We start from the raw sequence: 16,327 nt of genomic DNA, 5'->3' as shown, positions 1-16,327 counted from the left end.
CCTAATTTCTCCCTATCATTCCCTTCTTACCTTATAAAAGCAAGACGGAAAAATTTCGTTTTTCTTTATAAGGAAGAAGGGGTTTTTTTATGCATTATAGGGAAATCCTTTTCAATGAGCACTTTTTTAGACGCAGCGGCATAGATAATAGTAGCCTTAAGGTATGGGAGGTGCCCAGTTTGGCAAAATCGAGTGTGGATGATTATATCCAGCAGGGAATACACGGTCAGAAGGAAACGAAGCCTGATGAAAGGCGAAAGTTTTTGGGAACGCTTCGTGAACGGATCGTAGGAGTGTTAACGAAACAGCAAATTAGGGAAGCGGGAATATACGAAGAAGCCGAGACACTCATGAAGCAAAATCCAAATGCCCATCTTTACTTAAATGGAGATATGGATTACGGCGATTTGTCCAAATACATTAAAATTGCCAAGAAATACAGGCTTGAATACACGATTGTAACCAATAAAGAGCAGGATACAGAGATCGGTCTTGTTCTCGCCTACAGCCATGCAATTGATAAAGAAGATATCGAGATTAAGAAAAAAGTGAAACCGGAAGATACAGCAACAAAAAAGAAACGAGGAATTTTTTCTTTCTTTCATAAAGTTTTCAAAAAATAAAGCGGCACGACAAGCCCGCTTTATTTCAACCTGTACATTTTAATCATATAAAAAGCGCTTTTTCCAGAGCGGATTTTTTTATCGACAAGACAGGCTGATTTTTCTTCACTCCATCTCCCCCTTGTATGCTCTCCTAAAAATTTCTTATGATCCAGTTGTTCCCCTTCACATCTTGTATTTCCATTATAAAATAAGGCTGGCTCCAATGGGTAATTTGTTTTTTCGCCAAACTTTACAACAATAAAAAATCATTGATATTTTCATAAGGAAAAGCCGGGCGATTGTTGCTTAATTCAAGCAAATTTTGATATGATCATAATTATTGTGACTGTTCGAACATTTTTGGAGGTGACGAGTATGTCAAGGATTTCTAAGGATCAGGTACAGCACGTTGCAAACCTGGCAAGACTGGCAATCACGGAAGAAGAAGCAGAAAAATTCACAAAGCAGCTTGATGCGATTATTTCCTTTGCGGAGGAACTGAATGAAGTAAATACGGACGGTGTTGAACCAACAGCCCACGTTTTAAATATGAAAAACGTCATGAGAGAGGACAAGCCGGAAAAGGGGCTGCCGCGTGAAGAGGTTCTGAAAAATGCACCTGAGCACGAAAAGGGGCAGTTCAAGGTTCCGTCGATTTTAGAGTAAGGAGGGAGAAACATGAGTTTATTAGACCAGAAGGTTTCAGAGCTTTATGAACGATTAAATAAAAAAGAGATCAGCGTATCGGATCTTGTTGATGAATCCTATAAGCGAATAGCAACTGTTGAAGACAAGGTTCATGCATTTTTAACGCTGGATGAAGAGAACGCGCGTGCTACAGCAAAACGGTTGGATGGTCAAGAGGAATCGAAGGGTCCTTTGTTCGGTATGCCAATTGGCCTAAAGGACAATATTGTCACGAAAGGCTTGCGCACCACAGCCGGAAGCAAAATCCTTGAAAACTTTGACCCTATTTATGATGCAACCGTTACGCAAAAACTTCAGGCTGCCGGAACAATCACGATCGGCAAATTAAATATGGACGAGTTTGCGATGGGATCATCGAATGAAAATTCAGGTTTTCATAAAACGCAAAACCCATGGAATCTTGAAACGGTACCAGGCGGTTCCTCCGGAGGCTCTGCTGCTTCTGTTGCTGCTGGACAAGTTCTGTTTTCACTCGGGTCTGATACAGGCGGTTCAATTCGCCAGCCTGCTTCATTCTGCGGTGTGGTTGGTTTAAAGCCAACATATGGCCGTGTTTCCCGCTTCGGGCTGATTGCATTTGCTTCCTCTCTCGACCAGATTGGGCCAATTACGCGCACGGTCGAAGATAATGCTTATTTGCTTCAGGCTATATCAGGCCATGATCCACACGACTCCACTTCCGTGAATATGGATGTACCGAATTTTGTTGAAGCTTTAACGGGCGATGTGAAAGGCTTGAAAATTGCCGTTCCGAAAGAATATCTTGGTGAAGGAGTCGGTGAAGAAGCACGCCAATCGGTTCTGGAATCTTTAAAGGTACTAGAAAAGCTTGGTGCTGTCTGGGAAGAGGTTTCCCTGCCGCATTCCAAATATGCGCTCGCCACTTATTATTTGCTGTCTTCCTCTGAAGCATCAGCGAACCTCGCCCGTTTTGACGGTGTCCGTTACGGTTACCGCACGCCTGATGCCCAGAACTTAATCGATCTCTATAAGAAAACGCGCGCTGAAGGCTTTGGTGATGAGGTGAAACGGCGGATTATGCTTGGGACGTTTGCGTTAAGCTCCGGATATTATGATGCTTATTACAAAAAAGCACAGAAGGTTCGGACGCTGATTAAAAAAGATTTTGAAGATGTGTTTGAAAAATATGATGTCATTATCGGGCCGACGACTCCGACACCCGCGTTTAAAATTGGCGAGAAGATCGATGATCCGCTGACGATGTATGCAAATGATATTTTAACGATTCCGGTTAACCTTGCAGGGGTGCCGGGAATTTCTGTTCCGAATGGCTTTGCGAATGGTCTGCCGCTCGGGCTGCAAATTATCGGGAAGCATTTTGATGAAAGTACGGTCTACCGGGTTGCCCATGCATTCGAACAGGCAACCGAATTTCATAAACAAAAACCGCAACTGTAAAGGGGTGAGAAGATGAACTTTGAAACGGTGATTGGACTGGAAGTGCACGTGGAATTGAAAACAGATTCGAAAATTTTTTCAGCGAGCCCGAATCATTTTGGTGCTGAACCAAACACGAACACAAGCGTGGTCGAGCTGGGGTATCCTGGCGTGCTGCCGGTGTTAAATAAAAAAGCAGTCGAATTTGCGATAAAAGCCGCGATGGCTTTGAATTGTGAAATTGCTTCGGTTACGAAGTTTGACCGGAAAAACTATTTTTATCCCGATAATCCGAAAGCCTATCAAATTTCACAGTTTGATAAACCGATTGGCGAACACGGCTGGATTGAGATTGAAGTGAACGGGGAAAAGAAAAAAATCGGCATTACCCGGCTCCATTTGGAGGAAGATGCCGGGAAATTGACTCACGAACAAGGCTATTCGTTGGTCGATCTCAACCGCCAGGGTACACCATTAATTGAAATCGTTTCTGAGCCTGACATCCGCACTCCGGAAGAAGCGTATGCATACTTGGAGAAGTTAAAGTCGATTATCCAATATACCGGTGTTTCCGATTGCAAAATGGAAGAAGGCTCACTGCGCTGTGACGCTAACATTTCCCTCCGTCCTGCCGGCCAGGAACAATTCGGTACAAAAACAGAGCTGAAAAATTTAAACTCATTCAATTTTGTCCGAAAAGGACTGGAGTATGAGGAAAAGCGCCAGGAAGAGGTGCTTCGTTCCGGTGGCGAGATTCAGCAGGAAACCCGCCGTTATGATGAAGCAACAAATACAACGATACTAATGCGTGTAAAAGAAGGTTCGGATGACTATCGCTATTTCCCTGAACCGGATTTACTTGATGTTTATATCGATGACGAGTGGAAAGCGCGGATTCGCGCTGAAATCCCTGAATTGCCGGACCAGCGCAAAAAGCGCTATATCGAGGAATGGGGCTTGCCAGCCTATGATGCCGCTGTCTTAACCGTTACAAAGGAAATGGCTGATTTCTTTGAAGCAACCGTGAATGCCGGTGCGGATGCAAAACAGGCATCGAACTGGATTATGGGTGATGTCTCAGCCTACTTGAATGCCGAGCAAAAAGAGCTGGGGGAAACAGCACTGGCTCCTGAAGGATTGGCAGGCATGATTAAGCTGATTGAAAATGGGACGATTTCATCAAAAATAGCGAAGCAAGTGTTTAAAGAATTAATTGAAAAAGGCGGAAGTGCAGAGAAAATCGTGAAAGAGAAAGGGCTCGTCCAAATCTCTGATGAAGGCGCGCTTCTCAAAATCATTCATGAAGTGCTTGAAGCAAATCCACAGTCAATCGAAGACTACAAAAGCGGAAAAGCGAAAGCGATTGGCTTCCTCGTCGGGCAAATTATGAAAGCGACGAAAGGCCAGGCCAACCCGCCGTTGGTGAACAAGCTATTGGTTGAGGAAATTCAAAAGCATTAATGAAGCTAATGAAAAAACGCTTAGAAACCCTAAGCGTTTTTTCGTTGTTGTTACTTTAGAACGTGTAACTCTTAACAATCGAATTTAATTGGTCGCCTATCGCAGTCAGGCTGTCGGCTGACCTTGAAATATTTGAAATAGCCGTGATTTGTTCATCAACAGATGCGGTAATTTCTTCTGTAGAAGCAGCTGTCTCCTGGGAAATGGCAGATACGTTTTGAATCGATGCTGCGATTTCGCCACTTTGCACGGTTATCGTATTAATTTCCTTGTTTAACTGTTCAATGGCAGCGATTGTTTGGTGAACGGCTGATTCGATTCCGGCAAATTCAGATTCTGTGTTGGAAACGGCTTCGGTCAGCTCAGCCGATAATTGGATCGTTTCGGCCATTGTTAAAACAGTCGCTTCCGTTTCTTGTTCGATTCCAAGAATCATATTATGAATCTGTTTAGCTGCCTGGTTGGACTCCTCAGCAAGCTTTCTTACTTCTTCTGCAACGACTGCAAACCCTTTCCCATGCTCTCCGGCTCTTGCGGCTTCAATACTTGCATTTAAGGCAAGCAAATTCGTCTGCTTGGAGATTCCTTCAATGGATTGGGTGATTTGCGAAATATCCTGGATTTTATTATAAAGGTTTGTAACACCCATGCTAATCTTATCCGAGGCTTGAATCGATTGCTCGTTTGATTGTTTAAGTGAATTTACGATCATTTTGCCATTATTCGTTGCTTTTTCTGAACTTAACATAATTTCTTTTATAGCATGCTGCTGTTCATTCATTTTTTCAATCGATCCGGTCAGGATCTCAATGCTTCGACTTGTTTCTTCAATATCACTGGACTGAGATGCCGTACCTCTTGAAATCTCTGACATCGCAACACCAATTTGCTCACTGCTCGCGCTTGTCTCTTCAGATACTGCAGAGAGCTCAGTTGCCGCTAATACAAGACTTGAACCGGTTTCTCTTAATTTTTCCATTTGGCTCTTAAGTCCCGCTGCCATTTTGTTGAAGGAAACGCCAAGCTGCCCGATCTCGTCTTCAGATTCAGCCAACTTGGGAATATTCAATTGCCCATTGGCAATGAGCATGGATGCGTCAGAAGCAGCACGCAACAATCGTATTTTTGGCTTGGAAATAAAGTGAAAAACAACAAGGCTTATTACTGTTATGACGACCGTAATCATCAAGATTAATAATTTTAAATGTTCGATTCCGGCATAAAACTCGTCCGTATATGCGCCGACTCCGATATGCCAATCCCATGGCTCATAATAAACCATATAAGCCATTTTTTCACGCTCATTCGTTTCTCCGGGATTGGTCCATCCATATGTATAATAATGATCTTCAAGACTTTCAGCCTGTGCCGCTTTTAAAATATTCCGAATCACATATTCACCCGTGCTGTTTTTCGTGTCATACTTATCATCGCCGATTGGCAGAGAAGGGTGCATTTCAACACGAGCCTTGGAGTCATAGGCAAAAAGATAGCCTTCCTTCTTGTATACATAAGGAGTCTTTGAAAAATCATAAACTTTTTTTCCATCTTTGTTGATTTTAGGCCCATTTAAAATTTCTCTTGCCTGATCTTTTGCCTGTTTAAGTGATATCTTGCCTGATTCCACATCTTCATTGAGCAATTCCAATGTTGGAATCACCCCATCCGCCAAATGCTTTAAATCCAGCTTCCCGCTATTCATCAGTTCTTTTTTAGCGAAAGTATAGCTGATGACCCCGATGGAACTGCCAATTACGAAAATAATAATAGAAATTAATAGCAACAACTTAACTGAGATTTTTTTAGAAAAACTTATTTTTCGAGCCACAAAAATACCTTCCTTTATCCCATTTATGTTTTAAATATCTGCTATATTTGAAGAAAAATTAAAAAAGTGGCCATTTTGAATGGACTACTTTAATAAAATTCTCGTATTTTTTTGAAACCGCATTCTATATTTGATTATACAGTGTACTTTGAATATATAGAACTATTTTCACTAAATATTCTTTTTTGAAATGAATAAATAGACCCATAAATCTTCCTAAATTGAATATAAAGCCAGGTTTTGTTAAAAGAATTCAGGGTGATTTTAGTAGAGGGGAATGAGCACAAGTATGACCTAAATTAAGAATGTTAAGAATCATTCGACAAATTCAATCATTATTTCCCAGGAAAACATAAGGTTAATGACAAAGAACGTCTGAAACAAATGCTTGGAAAACATATGATGATCAACTACAACAGTAGAAAAAGAGTTCACCCGCCCAGGGTGAACTCCCATCCATTATTATTCACTTTTCAGCATCCTGACGCTTTCATTAAACTCTTTGTTAATTTCTTCATTATCTTTATAGGTTAGTAAGCTGACGATGACAGATACGATCAAGTTAGCAAGAAATCCCGGGACGATTTCATAGAGTGTCTCGCCATAACCTGCCAGGGACCAGATAATGACGGTTGCCGCTCCTGCAATCATTCCGAACAGAGCTCCCCAGTTTGTCATCCTTCTCCAAAAAAGGGCTAAAAGGATCACAGGACCAAAGGAAGCCCCGAAACCTGCCCAGGCATATGCAACGAGATCTAAAATGGTGTTGTCTTGTTCAAGGGCAAGAAGAGCAGCGACAATGGATACGATTAGAACAGCCATGCGCCCGAAGAAGACAAGCTCCTTATCTGAAGCATTTTTGCGCAATAAGGCTTTATATATGTCTTCGGTTAAAGCACTGGATGTAACAATTAATTGGGAAGAAACGGTGCTCATAATCGCTGCCAGGACTGCGGCAAGCATAAATCCGGCAAAGAGAGGGTGGAACAATATCTGCCCTAATTGAATAAATACTGCCTCTGGATTCCCGAGTGTATATTCTGGATTTTGATGGAAAAAGGCGATTCCGATTAACGCTGTAAATGCAGCACCGAGCAAGGAGAAGATCATCCAGGTCATTCCAATCCTGCGGGCACTCTTTGTTTCCTTAACGGACGTAATCGCCATAAATCGGACAATGATATGGGGCTGGCCAAAGTAACCGAGTCCCCACGCCATTGCAGAAATAATCCCAACAAAAGTTGTGCCTGTAAAAAAATTAAGCAATGCCGGGTCGATGATTCGAATGGTCTCGAACGTTTCTGCAGGCCCGCCCGTTACAAAGAGGGCAAAGATCGGAACAAGCAATAATGCGATCAGCATCATTAACCCCTGGATAAAGTCGGTATAGCTGACGGCAAGAAATCCGCCAAACAGCGTGTAGGCAACGGTAACTCCGGCAACAATAAGCAAACCTGTATAATAGCTTAAGTCAAATGAGCTTTGAAAGAATACTGCTCCGGAAACCATGCCTGAAGATACATAAAAAGTAAAAAAGATAAGAATAACAAGTCCTGAAACAATTCTAAGCAGGCGTGTATGATCTTTAAAACGGTTTTCCAAAAAGCCGGGAATTGTAATCGAGTTGTTGGATACTTGAGTGTAAGTGCGAAGGCGGGGTGCAACCAACAGCCAGTTTGCGAAGGCGCCCAGCGTCAAACCAATCGCAATCCAAACGCTCGCCAGTCCATCTAAATAAATAGCACCCGGCAGTCCCATCAACAGCCAGCCGCTCATATCAGCCGCTCCGGCACTCAACGCCGTAACAGCAGGGCCAAGCGATCTTCCACCCAGCATGTAATCAGTTAAATTGCTTGTCTTTCGATATGCATACCAGCCAATCAACAACATGCCGGCCATGTAAATGCTGATAGAAATCAATTGTAATACATCATCAGACATTTGGTGTCCCCCTTTGAATTATTAATTAAATAATTTTTATATACTAAATATTTTATCATTTTCGTCTTAATAAACGATAGTAATTTATTAATATAGTATTTTTTAATCTTATCCTTACTGAAAAGATCTTGCCTGCTCTTCGAAAAACATCATCATATCTTCATATGTGTAGGCATTAAAGAGCATTCCTTTATTATCAAAAATATAATAAAGAGGTTTATTAAAATCTTTATCGACAGCAAACGGTGACTCGGGCAAAACATGAATTTCGCTGACAACAGCCATTTTCTCATGTTCTCGTAATCTTTGCGGAGAATCATCATTCTCATCCAAAATCATTAAGACAGAAAACTTGCCTTCTTCTTTGGAATACCAATTGGGACTTACAATCTCTATATCCAGGGTATCGCTTAGCCACGTAATCAAAGCATTCGTATCAGCCGTGTTAAAAATGAGCTTTTCCTGGTCGAAAATAAAATATGCCGGCAGACTCGGGGGAGGCGGAAGCTCGGGGAATTGGGAAATAAATTCATCCATATTCATGGCGGTTCCGTTCATCATAGTCTCGCTTGCAAGTTCGTACGGGAGGTTCACCCACATACTTTCTCCCGGTGGTTCTACCTGTAAAACAGACAGTATCTCTTTCTGATCGGATAAAAACTCTTGATAGGAGACTTTTTTTTCAACTTCGGCATCAATAATATATGTAGCCTCGCCCTTTTCCCATTCTACCTTGATTGCTTGCGTATATCTATCAGGACGATTCGGGAAGGTAAAGGTTCCGTTGCTCCACATGTAGCCGTCCCAATATATTTCAAGTCCATACGGATCCCACCAGCCATAAGTAATGTTTTCCGGCTGTTCATCAAATTCAATCTTTAATTCAGATAAAGGAGCAACCAAGACCGGTTTCCTCCCTTGAATAAGATCTCCGGGAGTGATGTCCTTGTTTTTTTCTTCCTGGTTGTTCCATCGATAGGGACCGAGCAGGGGCTTGATTTCTGTGCCGTTAGCAGTAACAATTGGCAGCGGCGGTTTTTCTTCCTGGTAAAGCTTGTAACGGTCAAAGGCAAACATAATCCCTAAAGCAAGAAGGATGAATCCACCCCGCCATAGCCACTTCTTTTTCACTTCCAACCACCCCTTTGTCGAGTATCAAGATTTCTATTTATTTATCAATATATTTCGTGAAGATTCATACTTAAATTGTACCTTAAAAGCGGGAAGTTTGACGGTAAAATTGTCAAATCGATATAGTGGTTATAAGTGGATTAAAATATGACAATTTTTCGAAAAAGCAAAGGAGTGAGCAAAATGACATTAACAGAATGGTTTGAGAAAGGATTAACCTATGAGCAGTACAGGCAGGCTATGGCGGTTAATGGAGAAGGCATGGACTCGATCATGGCCCGTTTTTCGCTTCCGGACCGGGAAAAAGAGAAGCTTGCCAATGTAAAAGCGGAGAAACTGCGAGCAATTGTTCTCACAGAAGACTGGTGCGGTGATGCGATGCTCAATAATCCGATCCTGATAAAAATTGCTGAAGAAGCCGGTATCGAAGTTAGGTTTCTGCTGCGGGACAGCAATCTTGAACTGATGGACCAGTACTTAACGAACGGCACGGCAAGATCGATTCCCATTTTTATTTTCATAGATCAAAATGGAGCAGAAAGAGCAGTTTGGGGTCCGCGGGCTCCGGAAATTCAAAAAATAGTTGATGAAGAAAGAGCCCAGCTGCCTGACAAGGAAGATCCTGATTTTAAAGAAAAGCAAAAAGGAATGATCGGCCGGTTGACAAAAGCTTATGTTGAAGATGAAAAGATTTGGGAAACGGTGGCACGCAGCATTGTCCATAAATTAGCCGGGGCTTAAGCAAAGGAGCTGGAAAACATGCGATGGCATCACAATTCTGTAACAGAGCTGCTGGACATAACCTACCCGATCTTTCAGGCGCCAATGGCCGGCGGAATTACGACAGTTCAACTCGTCAGTGAGACATCCAACCAGGGCGGACTTGGGAATCTCGGTGCCGGCTATTTGACGGCGTCACAAATGCGGCAGGATATTGAACAAATAAAACAAGCAACGACAAAGCCATTTGGAGTGAATTTATTTGTGCCGCCAGCTAATCTTCATGCAGACCCCGCTCATGTAGAGGCTATGAAGGCAGTCTTAAATAAATATAAGGAGCTGCTTCACATAGATGAAGAGTTCCCGGAGTTGACAAAGGATTATCCCGGCCTTTTTAACGGGCAAGTAGAAGAAGTGTTGCGCGCAAAGGTTCCGGTTTGCAGCTTTACTTTTGGCATCCCTGATCAAGCCATTTTAAAAGAGTTTAAAAAGACTGGCGGCATATTGATTGGAACTGCCACGAATGTGAAAGAAGCAGTTGAGTGGGAAGAGGCTGGAGCAGATCTCATTGTCGCCCAGGGCAGCGAAGCCGGCGGGCATAGAGGAACATTTGATGAGGAAAATAAGGGTATTGTCGGGCTCATCGCTCTTGTTCCGCAGATTGTAGATGCGGTTCAAATTCCCGTGATCGCAGCAGGCGGCATCATGGATGGCCGGGGGATTGCCGCCGCACTGCTTCTCGGAGCAAAGGGCGTTCAGCTTGGGACAGCCTTTATCGCGTGCGCAGAAAGTGGTGCAGTTCCGGTTTATAAAGAGGCGGTTTTAGAAGGAAGCGAAGATCAGACTGTCCTGACGAAAACTTTTTCCGGAAGGCTTGCGCGAGGGCTCAGCAACACTTTTATCGAAGAAATGGAAGCTGCCGGTGAAGGACCGCTGCCGTTTCCTCTTCAGAATGAGCTGACCGGGTTAATCCGCAAGCAGGCCGGTGCCTTAAAGAATAAAGAATACATGTCTCTCTGGGCTGGCCAGGGAGTGAGAATGGCAAAACGGGAAACGGTCGCTTCCTTGCTTGCCAGGCTTATAAAAGAAACGAAAGCAGCCATAGAACTGTTTAAATAAGGCAAGGACAGCCGCTAATTTTAGCAGCTGTCCTTTCTTTATTGTTTCTTAGCTAATGAGTCGATTCGGTCATTTCTCAAATTTTTATCATTGATCTTAGGTTCTTTTTTATCAATAAAATTGCAAATGTTCGTGCGGTGCAGGAATAAAAGAAATAAACTAAAAAGTGCAAATATAATCGAATGATCGACATTCCGTTCCATGATTGAATAAATAAACAGGGAAATTCCGACGGAAAGGGATCCGAAAAATACATACTTTGTGATTGCAATCGTCAGAAAAAAAGCTATATATGCAGTGAGAAACATCCAGGCATTTGCCACGAGAAGTGCACCTGCCGTAGTCGCAATCGCTTTGCCGCCCCGAAACCCGGCAAAAATGGGAAAGCAATGGCCGATGACCGCGATAAGGCCCATGTAAAGTGGATCCGCCTCAACTGCAAACAAAGTTGGGATAAGTGCCGCTGCAGCACCTTTCCCTACATCGATAAGCAAAACAACCACAGCCGCTTTTTTACCGAGCACCCTAAAAGTATTGGTGGCGCCCGGGTTGTTGCTGCCGTAATCACGAATGTCAATTTTAAAAAACCATTTGCCGATGAGCAATGCTGTTGGAATAGAGCCCAATAAATAGGCAATGATGCCGAATAACACAATCATCTGTTTGCCATCCTTTTTGTTGTAGTATATATGAACGTTTTTTCTTCACTTATCATATTTCTATAGATGACGATGCCTCCTTCCGTACTCAAAAGTAAATCTAACATACTCCGTTATTGTTTTCATTAGCATTCTACCATATAATGTCTCTATTAAAAGCGTTATTCTTAATATTTAGAAAAATAAGGTGGTTAAATCATGGAAAAAGTTAATTTTGGGACAGTAGCGAAAAGCTATGCTCGCTCCCGCAATGATATTCCGAACACCCTTTTTGAGAGCCTGCAGCTGCGCAATGTGAGTTTTGAAGGCAAGAAAGTGGCAGATATCGGCTGTGGCTCGGGAACATTGACGAGAAAGTTAATGTTTAGAAAGGCGGATGTGATCGGCATTGACCCGTCTGAGGAGCTGCTTAATGAGGCAATTGCCATTAATAAAGACAATTATTTAAATGTACCCTATAAAAAAGGGACGGCAGAAGCAACCGGTTTGGGCGAGGGTGAATACGATATTGTTACTGTGATGCGCGCCTGGCATTGGTTTGATCGGGAGGCTGCTTTAAAAGAGATTAATAGAATTCTTAAAAAAAGAGGGACACTCATTGTTGCTGACTCCGGTTTTACATCCGGCCATCCTGTTGTTGAAAGTACATTTGCGGTTATTAAAAAATATTTGAAAGATGGTTTAAAACCGCCCGGTTCGAAAGGACAATCAAATCAGCGAATAAATGGCTTCCCGGTCGAGTGGTTTGAAGAATGGCGCTTAAATAGCTTTGAACTGAGGGACTTTTATAAATTCGATTATACAGTCACATTTTCAAATGAGCAATGGATCGATAGAGTCGAATCTGTATCATGGCTGGCGGGAATGAACGATTCTGAAAGACAGGCAGCATTATTGGAGCTTTCCGGTACAATTGAAAAACAGTATGGAGAAGAAGCAACCCATGCAATTGGCCACTCCTGTTATATTTGCATATTGAGGAAACAGGGTTAAGGTAATGAAGCTTCAGGATAGGATAATAATTAGAAAAATGCAGATTGAAGATTTTCCTGCTATGGCAAGATGGCTCAGAACACCGGTAGTGCTCGAGTTTTATGGAGGAGTGGAAAATCCGTTTACTCTCGAAATGATTCATGAAAAATATGGGCCGCGCGTCCGCGGCGAGATTCCGGTCGTTCCCCACATCGTTCAGGCTGGAAAAGAACCAATCGGATTTATGCAATGCTATCAAACCACAACTGATGATAAACGGGAATATGGTTACCAGCCGGACGAGAATATAGATTTACTAAAATATTATTTTTATTTCTCCCAAAGCATTGCCGGGCCAGTTATAGGCTATACAAGGTGGAAATTCTTGATATGCTTGTTATAAATGAAACAGTCGTACGAATTTGAATCAGACTTTTATCTGTTTGTGGAAACCCCATCTTCGCTTCAGTTAGGATTGTCTGATTAAAATCCACTCTTTAGTATCAATCGTAGGCTTATTTGGGTCTTTTTTCAGATTACGTTCAGGCAAAACTTGACCTGTTCCCTTTTTAGATTTTGAATTGAAATTAGACCTAGAACCCAATTCCTTGCTGTATTCCTCGTAGCTAATGACGTACCCTTTTGATGAGACTAAATCGTAGGAGCTATTTACTGTGGATTCTTTGGAGTGTTTGCTTTCTGATAAAGCTGTACTTGCAGAGCTGGCCAGTGGTGTAACGCTAAATATAACTAATCCAATCATTGTTGCAAAAAATCTTTTCACAAATTTTTCCCTCCTTTGTTTGAATATTACAATAATACTATACTATCTATCATTACCAATATCTACCATAAACTAAGAAAAAATTTCTATAAAATTTTAATTCTCGATTTTTTCGATTCTAGTGACTACAACTTGCGGTGGATCGGATTCTAAAATTTTGCTCCACCCCACTTCAACCTTCTGACCGGATTTTATGTGATTAGGACGCTCTTCTACAACTAGCAACATGATGTCTTCATATTTTTTTTGTAGTTCTTTAAGCGGCAAGTTGATATCCTGTATATTAAAATTCTCATCGCGGACTAATATAGTTCTCTCAGAGTCTCTGATAAAAACAATATAACCTTGAATTTGACTCCCCTCAGTATGCTGTTCATTCGCAAGATCATTTTCATTCTCAACATGTTTTTCACCACAACCAGTTAACGTAAATCCCAGAGCTAAGAATACTATCAATAAGATATGTTTCATTTTCCTCAACTCGCTTTCTGTAACGTTATTAGTCCATCATACCATAATTTGGTTATGCATTCTCTATGATGAAAACGATCGGTGAATGTTAATTTCTAACGTGAAACAATGTGAGATAATAACAGTGGTTATGATGTGAATACATTCTGGAGCATAGGTATCGCATATATGATAATGGGCTCTTTCCTATTATGACAGGATTATTCTTGATGTGAATGTCGATAATAAAAGAGCAATTCGTTGCTATGAAAAATGCGGTTTTGTGAAGGTGAAGCTTATTCAAAGCGGAGCAAGCTGGCTGATGGAGTATAAGGTATAGGAAGAGCACTGCAAAATATTATCTTCGAATGTGTATCGTTTTTTACAAATGTGTATATACTATGTATATACATTAAGAAATGAAGGTGTTATAATTGGAATACGAAGACTGGAAAAAAAATAAAGGAGTGAAAACTATGACACAGGCTACTGTTGTTCAAAAGTGGGGAAATAGCCTTGCGGTCCGCATTCCTAAAGATGTTGCTGAACGTATTGCAATCCAACAAGGTTCTGAAATGGAATTAAATGTGGTGAATGATGAGATTATCACATTAGTTCCAAAACAAAGACCAATGAAATATTCATTAGAAGAGCTCTTAGCACAAATCACACCGGAAAATCGTCATGAGGAAATCGAATTTGGGACAGAGGGGAATGAGGTAGTTTAATGCCAGCACCTGAACGTGGCGATCTTGTTTATGCCAATTTTAATCCTCAATCAGGGCATGAACAAGCAGGGCGTCGACCTGGAATTGTTTTATCTCCAAAAATATTTAATGATGCAACAGGATTTGCGGTGATCTGTCCAATCACAAATCAGGTGAAAGGGTATCCCTTTGAAGTAGCCTTGCCGAACGGCTTGGCTATAACTGGGGTTATTTTGACCGACCAAGTGAAAAGTTTAGATTGGCGGGCCCGCAATTTCCAAATAACAGGGCAGGCTCCAGAAGAAATCATACACGACTGCCTAGCCAAGATACATACGTTTTTATAAGTTAGAACCCTTCCGAACTTCGGGAGGGTTATCTAATGACAATTGCCTCACCCTAACCCATACGCCAAACATAACCACATTATAAAGCTATATTAACAGATTTGTGTATGAAGGAAAATTTCCTTATTTACCTGCGGCCATGCTATGCAGATTTAAGCATGAGTTTCTATTGAACAGGGACGGCATTCAAAAATGCTCCTCAACATTTAGTCAATAAATTTCGTTGCTCATTGAATTTAAGTTTCTTGTTTCATTGTGACCGAAAAGGAGCGATCTACCCATGACCACTAAACTTTATTATCAAGATCCATATATTAGAACCTTTGCAACGAGAGTCACGAAGCAGGCAAAGGATGACGCGGGCAATTGGTTTGTTGTTGTTGAAGAAACAGCTTTTTATCCAACTGGCGGCGGCCAGCCGCACGATGTGGGTACCCTTGATGGAGTAACTGTCTTGAATGTCGAAGAGATTGATGGTGAAATCCGCCACTATGTTGATGGGTCTCTGCCTTTGCACGAGGAAATCAAAGGTGCGATTGATTGGCAAAGGCGCTTCGATCATATGCAGCAGCACGCCGGCCAGCATATTTTATCAGCTGCCTTTGAAGAACTGTTTGATTTTGAGACGGTCAGCTTTCATCTTGGCAAGGAATTGTTGACGATTGATCTCAACATTGCAGAACTGACAGAACAAGCGGCAAACGAAGCAGAAAAGCGTGCCAATCAAATTATTCTCGAAAACCGCCCAATTGAAACGAAGTGGGTGACTGAAAGGGAGCTTTCACAATTTCCGCTTCGGAAGCAGCCGACAGTAACTGAAAATATTCGCCTTGTCATTATTCAAAATTTTGACTATAACGGATGTGGCGGGACTCATCCAAAAGCAACCGGCGAAGTCGCGGCGATCAAGATTTTGGGTTGGGAGAGACAGCGAAAGAGAATTCGTATCCAATTTGTTTGCGGGAATCGTGTTCTGAACCAGCTTCATAAAAAAGAACAGACCGTCCGCCAATTGAGCCAGCTGTTAAACGCTCCGGAGCAGGAGTTGCCTGCGGCTGCCAGGCGGGTGCTTGAATCAGGAGCAGAAAAGGACAAGTCCTTGCAGGAAATGCGTGAGACACTGCTCCGGTTTGAAGTGAAGGACCTTCTTGAAGAAAGCGAAAAGCTGATTGCAAAAGTTTATGAAAACAGAACCATTCAAGAGCTGCAAAAGCTTGCACGGCTGCTTACGGCAGAAAAGGATGATCTCACGGTTCTATTGGTATCAGAACATGATCACCGGCTTCAACTTGTTTGTGCAAGGGGCTCACAGGAGACAATCAATATCAAGCGGATCATTGCCGATGTGCTGCCAATCATCGCTGGAAAAGGCGGAGGCAATGAAGCGTTCGCCCAGGGTGGCGGCGAAGCATTGGTATCAGGTCAGGAGCTGATGGACATTTTATTGGACAAAGTAAAATAAGGGGACAGTTCCGCGTTGCTTTAAACTGCTGCGGA

At 42.2% G+C, this 16,327-nt stretch carries 18 protein-coding genes; 12 read left to right on the top strand and 6 right to left on the bottom strand.

Annotated features, from left to right (window positions below; genetic code table 11):
• Positions 1 to 179 precede the first annotated feature (179 nt).
• The 4 genes from CU633_RS19825 (at position 180) to gatB (ending at position 4,172) form a co-directional block, all read left to right on the top strand.
• Positions 180 to 623 (top strand): YueI family protein, encoded by a 444-nt coding sequence (locus tag CU633_RS19825; protein ID WP_257959115.1) that lies wholly within the window; start codon positions 180 to 182, stop codon positions 621 to 623.
• Positions 624 to 980: 357 nt separating this feature from the next.
• Positions 981 to 1,271, top strand: a complete 291-nt coding sequence (gene gatC / locus CU633_RS19820; protein ID WP_101662285.1) for an Asp-tRNA(Asn)/Glu-tRNA(Gln) amidotransferase subunit GatC — start codon at positions 981 to 983, stop codon at positions 1,269 to 1,271.
• 12 nt (positions 1,272 to 1,283) lie between these two features.
• Positions 1,284 to 2,732 carry an Asp-tRNA(Asn)/Glu-tRNA(Gln) amidotransferase subunit GatA gene (gatA, locus tag CU633_RS19815; protein ID WP_101662284.1) on the top strand — a complete coding sequence of 483 codons (1,449 nt, stop codon included), beginning with the start codon at positions 1,284 to 1,286 and terminating at the stop codon, positions 2,730 to 2,732.
• Between the two features lie 12 nt (positions 2,733 to 2,744).
• Positions 2,745 to 4,172 carry an Asp-tRNA(Asn)/Glu-tRNA(Gln) amidotransferase subunit GatB gene (gene gatB, locus CU633_RS19810; RefSeq protein ID WP_101662283.1) on the top strand — a complete coding sequence of 476 codons (1,428 nt, stop codon included), beginning with the start codon at positions 2,745 to 2,747 and terminating at the stop codon, positions 4,170 to 4,172.
• A 55-nt stretch (positions 4,173 to 4,227) separates the two neighbouring features.
• Here gatB and CU633_RS19805 read toward each other — a convergent pair whose 3' ends face one another.
• The 3 genes from CU633_RS19805 to CU633_RS19795 form a co-directional block, all read right to left on the bottom strand.
• Positions 4,228 to 5,874 carry a methyl-accepting chemotaxis protein gene (locus tag CU633_RS19805; protein WP_374703393.1) on the bottom strand — a complete coding sequence of 549 codons (1,647 nt, stop codon included), beginning with the start codon at positions 5,872 to 5,874 and terminating at the stop codon, positions 4,228 to 4,230.
• A 588-nt stretch (positions 5,875 to 6,462) separates the two neighbouring features.
• Positions 6,463 to 7,941 carry a sodium/proline symporter PutP gene (gene putP / locus CU633_RS19800; protein WP_101662281.1) on the bottom strand — a complete coding sequence of 493 codons (1,479 nt, stop codon included), beginning with the start codon at positions 7,939 to 7,941 and terminating at the stop codon, positions 6,463 to 6,465.
• A 114-nt stretch (positions 7,942 to 8,055) separates the two neighbouring features.
• The gene (locus CU633_RS19795; RefSeq protein ID WP_101662280.1) at positions 8,056 to 9,072 is read right to left on the bottom strand and encodes a hypothetical protein; all 1,017 of its coding nucleotides are present in this window, start codon (positions 9,070 to 9,072) and stop codon (positions 8,056 to 8,058) included.
• A 183-nt stretch (positions 9,073 to 9,255) separates the two neighbouring features.
• Here CU633_RS19795 and CU633_RS19790 point away from each other — a divergent pair, with 183 nt between their 5' ends.
• Both CU633_RS19790 and CU633_RS19785 read left to right on the top strand, forming a co-directional pair.
• Positions 9,256 to 9,813 carry a thioredoxin family protein gene (locus CU633_RS19790; RefSeq protein WP_101662279.1) on the top strand — a complete coding sequence of 186 codons (558 nt, stop codon included), beginning with the start codon at positions 9,256 to 9,258 and terminating at the stop codon, positions 9,811 to 9,813.
• 18 nt (positions 9,814 to 9,831) lie between these two features.
• Entirely contained in the window at positions 9,832 to 10,911 is a 1,080-nt protein-coding gene (locus CU633_RS19785) for an NAD(P)H-dependent flavin oxidoreductase (RefSeq protein ID WP_101662278.1), read from the top strand.
• 38 nt (positions 10,912 to 10,949) lie between these two features.
• Here the strand turns inward: CU633_RS19785 and plsY are convergent, their stop codons facing one another.
• Positions 10,950 to 11,570 (bottom strand): glycerol-3-phosphate 1-O-acyltransferase PlsY, encoded by a 621-nt coding sequence (gene plsY, locus CU633_RS19780; protein WP_101662277.1) that lies wholly within the window; start codon positions 11,568 to 11,570, stop codon positions 10,950 to 10,952.
• Positions 11,571 to 11,768: 198 nt separating this feature from the next.
• On the opposite strand from plsY, the gene CU633_RS19775 reads away from it, so the two are divergent.
• Together CU633_RS19775 and CU633_RS19770 are read left to right on the top strand one after the other, a co-directional pair.
• Positions 11,769 to 12,563, top strand: coding sequence for a class I SAM-dependent methyltransferase (locus CU633_RS19775; protein WP_101662276.1), 795 nt, complete (start codon positions 11,769 to 11,771; stop codon positions 12,561 to 12,563).
• Between the two features lie 37 nt (positions 12,564 to 12,600).
• Positions 12,601 to 12,945 (top strand): GNAT family N-acetyltransferase, encoded by a 345-nt coding sequence (locus tag CU633_RS19770; protein WP_180955043.1) that lies wholly within the window; start codon positions 12,601 to 12,603, stop codon positions 12,943 to 12,945.
• A 66-nt stretch (positions 12,946 to 13,011) separates the two neighbouring features.
• Here CU633_RS19770 and CU633_RS19765 read toward each other — a convergent pair whose 3' ends face one another.
• Together CU633_RS19765 and CU633_RS19760 are read right to left on the bottom strand one after the other, a co-directional pair.
• Positions 13,012 to 13,326 carry a hypothetical protein gene (locus CU633_RS19765; RefSeq protein WP_101662274.1) on the bottom strand — a complete coding sequence of 105 codons (315 nt, stop codon included), beginning with the start codon at positions 13,324 to 13,326 and terminating at the stop codon, positions 13,012 to 13,014.
• Positions 13,327 to 13,422: 96 nt separating this feature from the next.
• A complete protein-coding gene (locus CU633_RS19760; RefSeq protein ID WP_101662273.1) occupies positions 13,423 to 13,797 on the bottom strand; it encodes a DUF3221 domain-containing protein in 375 nt (124 codons plus the stop codon).
• A 199-nt stretch (positions 13,798 to 13,996) separates the two neighbouring features.
• On the opposite strand from CU633_RS19760, the gene CU633_RS23570 reads away from it, so the two are divergent.
• The 4 genes from CU633_RS23570 to CU633_RS19740 all read left to right on the top strand — a co-directional run bounded on the left by CU633_RS23570 (position 13,997) and on the right by CU633_RS19740 (position 16,292).
• Positions 13,997 to 14,116: an acetyltransferase gene (locus CU633_RS23570; RefSeq protein ID WP_142383441.1), complete on the top strand. Its 120-nt coding sequence runs from the start codon at positions 13,997 to 13,999 to the stop codon at positions 14,114 to 14,116.
• 136 nt (positions 14,117 to 14,252) lie between these two features.
• Positions 14,253 to 14,504: an AbrB/MazE/SpoVT family DNA-binding domain-containing protein gene (locus CU633_RS19750; RefSeq protein ID WP_101662272.1), complete on the top strand. Its 252-nt coding sequence runs from the start codon at positions 14,253 to 14,255 to the stop codon at positions 14,502 to 14,504.
• Entirely contained in the window at positions 14,504 to 14,830 is a 327-nt protein-coding gene (locus tag CU633_RS19745; RefSeq protein WP_101662271.1) for a type II toxin-antitoxin system PemK/MazF family toxin, read from the top strand. Before CU633_RS19750 ends, CU633_RS19745 begins: the two co-directional genes overlap by 1 nt.
• Before the next feature lie 280 nt (positions 14,831 to 15,110).
• Positions 15,111 to 16,292, top strand: a complete 1,182-nt coding sequence (locus tag CU633_RS19740) for an alanyl-tRNA editing protein (protein ID WP_101662270.1) — start codon at positions 15,111 to 15,113, stop codon at positions 16,290 to 16,292.
• Positions 16,293 to 16,327: the final 35 nt, after the last annotated feature.

Source organism: Bacillus sp. V3-13 (assembly GCF_002860165.1).
GTDB lineage: Bacteria > Bacillota > Bacilli > Bacillales > Cytobacillaceae > Bacillus_BJ.
The sequence above is the reverse complement of the archived record's forward strand: the minus strand, read 5'-3'. Positions and strand labels throughout refer to the sequence as shown.

What these genes read in the sequence shown, in the direction of transcription:
- gatC (WP_101662285.1), top strand. Translation starts at nt 981, where the DNA reads ATGTCAAGGATTTCTAAGGATCAGGTACAGCACGTTGCAAACCTGGCA.
- gatA (WP_101662284.1), top strand. Translation starts at nt 1,284, where the DNA reads ATGAGTTTATTAGACCAGAAGGTTTCAGAGCTTTATGAACGATTAAAT.
- gatB (WP_101662283.1), top strand. Translation starts at nt 2,745, where the DNA reads ATGAACTTTGAAACGGTGATTGGACTGGAAGTGCACGTGGAATTGAAA.
- CU633_RS19805 (WP_374703393.1), bottom strand. Translation starts at nt 5,874, where the DNA reads ATGAATAGCGGGAAGCTGGATTTAAAGCATTTGGCGGATGGGGTGATT.
- putP (WP_101662281.1), bottom strand. Translation starts at nt 7,941, where the DNA reads ATGTCTGATGATGTATTACAATTGATTTCTATCAGCATTTACATGGCC.
- CU633_RS19790 (WP_101662279.1), top strand. Translation starts at nt 9,256, where the DNA reads ATGACATTAACAGAATGGTTTGAGAAAGGATTAACCTATGAGCAGTAC.
- CU633_RS19785 (WP_101662278.1), top strand. Translation starts at nt 9,832, where the DNA reads ATGCGATGGCATCACAATTCTGTAACAGAGCTGCTGGACATAACCTAC.
- plsY (WP_101662277.1), bottom strand. Translation starts at nt 11,570, where the DNA reads ATGATTGTGTTATTCGGCATCATTGCCTATTTATTGGGCTCTATTCCA.
- CU633_RS19775 (WP_101662276.1), top strand. Translation starts at nt 11,769, where the DNA reads ATGGAAAAAGTTAATTTTGGGACAGTAGCGAAAAGCTATGCTCGCTCC.
- CU633_RS19770 (WP_180955043.1), top strand. Translation starts at nt 12,601, where the DNA reads ATGCAGATTGAAGATTTTCCTGCTATGGCAAGATGGCTCAGAACACCG.
- CU633_RS19760 (WP_101662273.1), bottom strand. Translation starts at nt 13,797, where the DNA reads ATGAAACATATCTTATTGATAGTATTCTTAGCTCTGGGATTTACGTTA.
- CU633_RS19750 (WP_101662272.1), top strand. Translation starts at nt 14,253, where the DNA reads ATGACACAGGCTACTGTTGTTCAAAAGTGGGGAAATAGCCTTGCGGTC.
- CU633_RS19745 (WP_101662271.1), top strand. Translation starts at nt 14,504, where the DNA reads ATGCCAGCACCTGAACGTGGCGATCTTGTTTATGCCAATTTTAATCCT.
- CU633_RS19740 (WP_101662270.1), top strand. Translation starts at nt 15,111, where the DNA reads ATGACCACTAAACTTTATTATCAAGATCCATATATTAGAACCTTTGCA.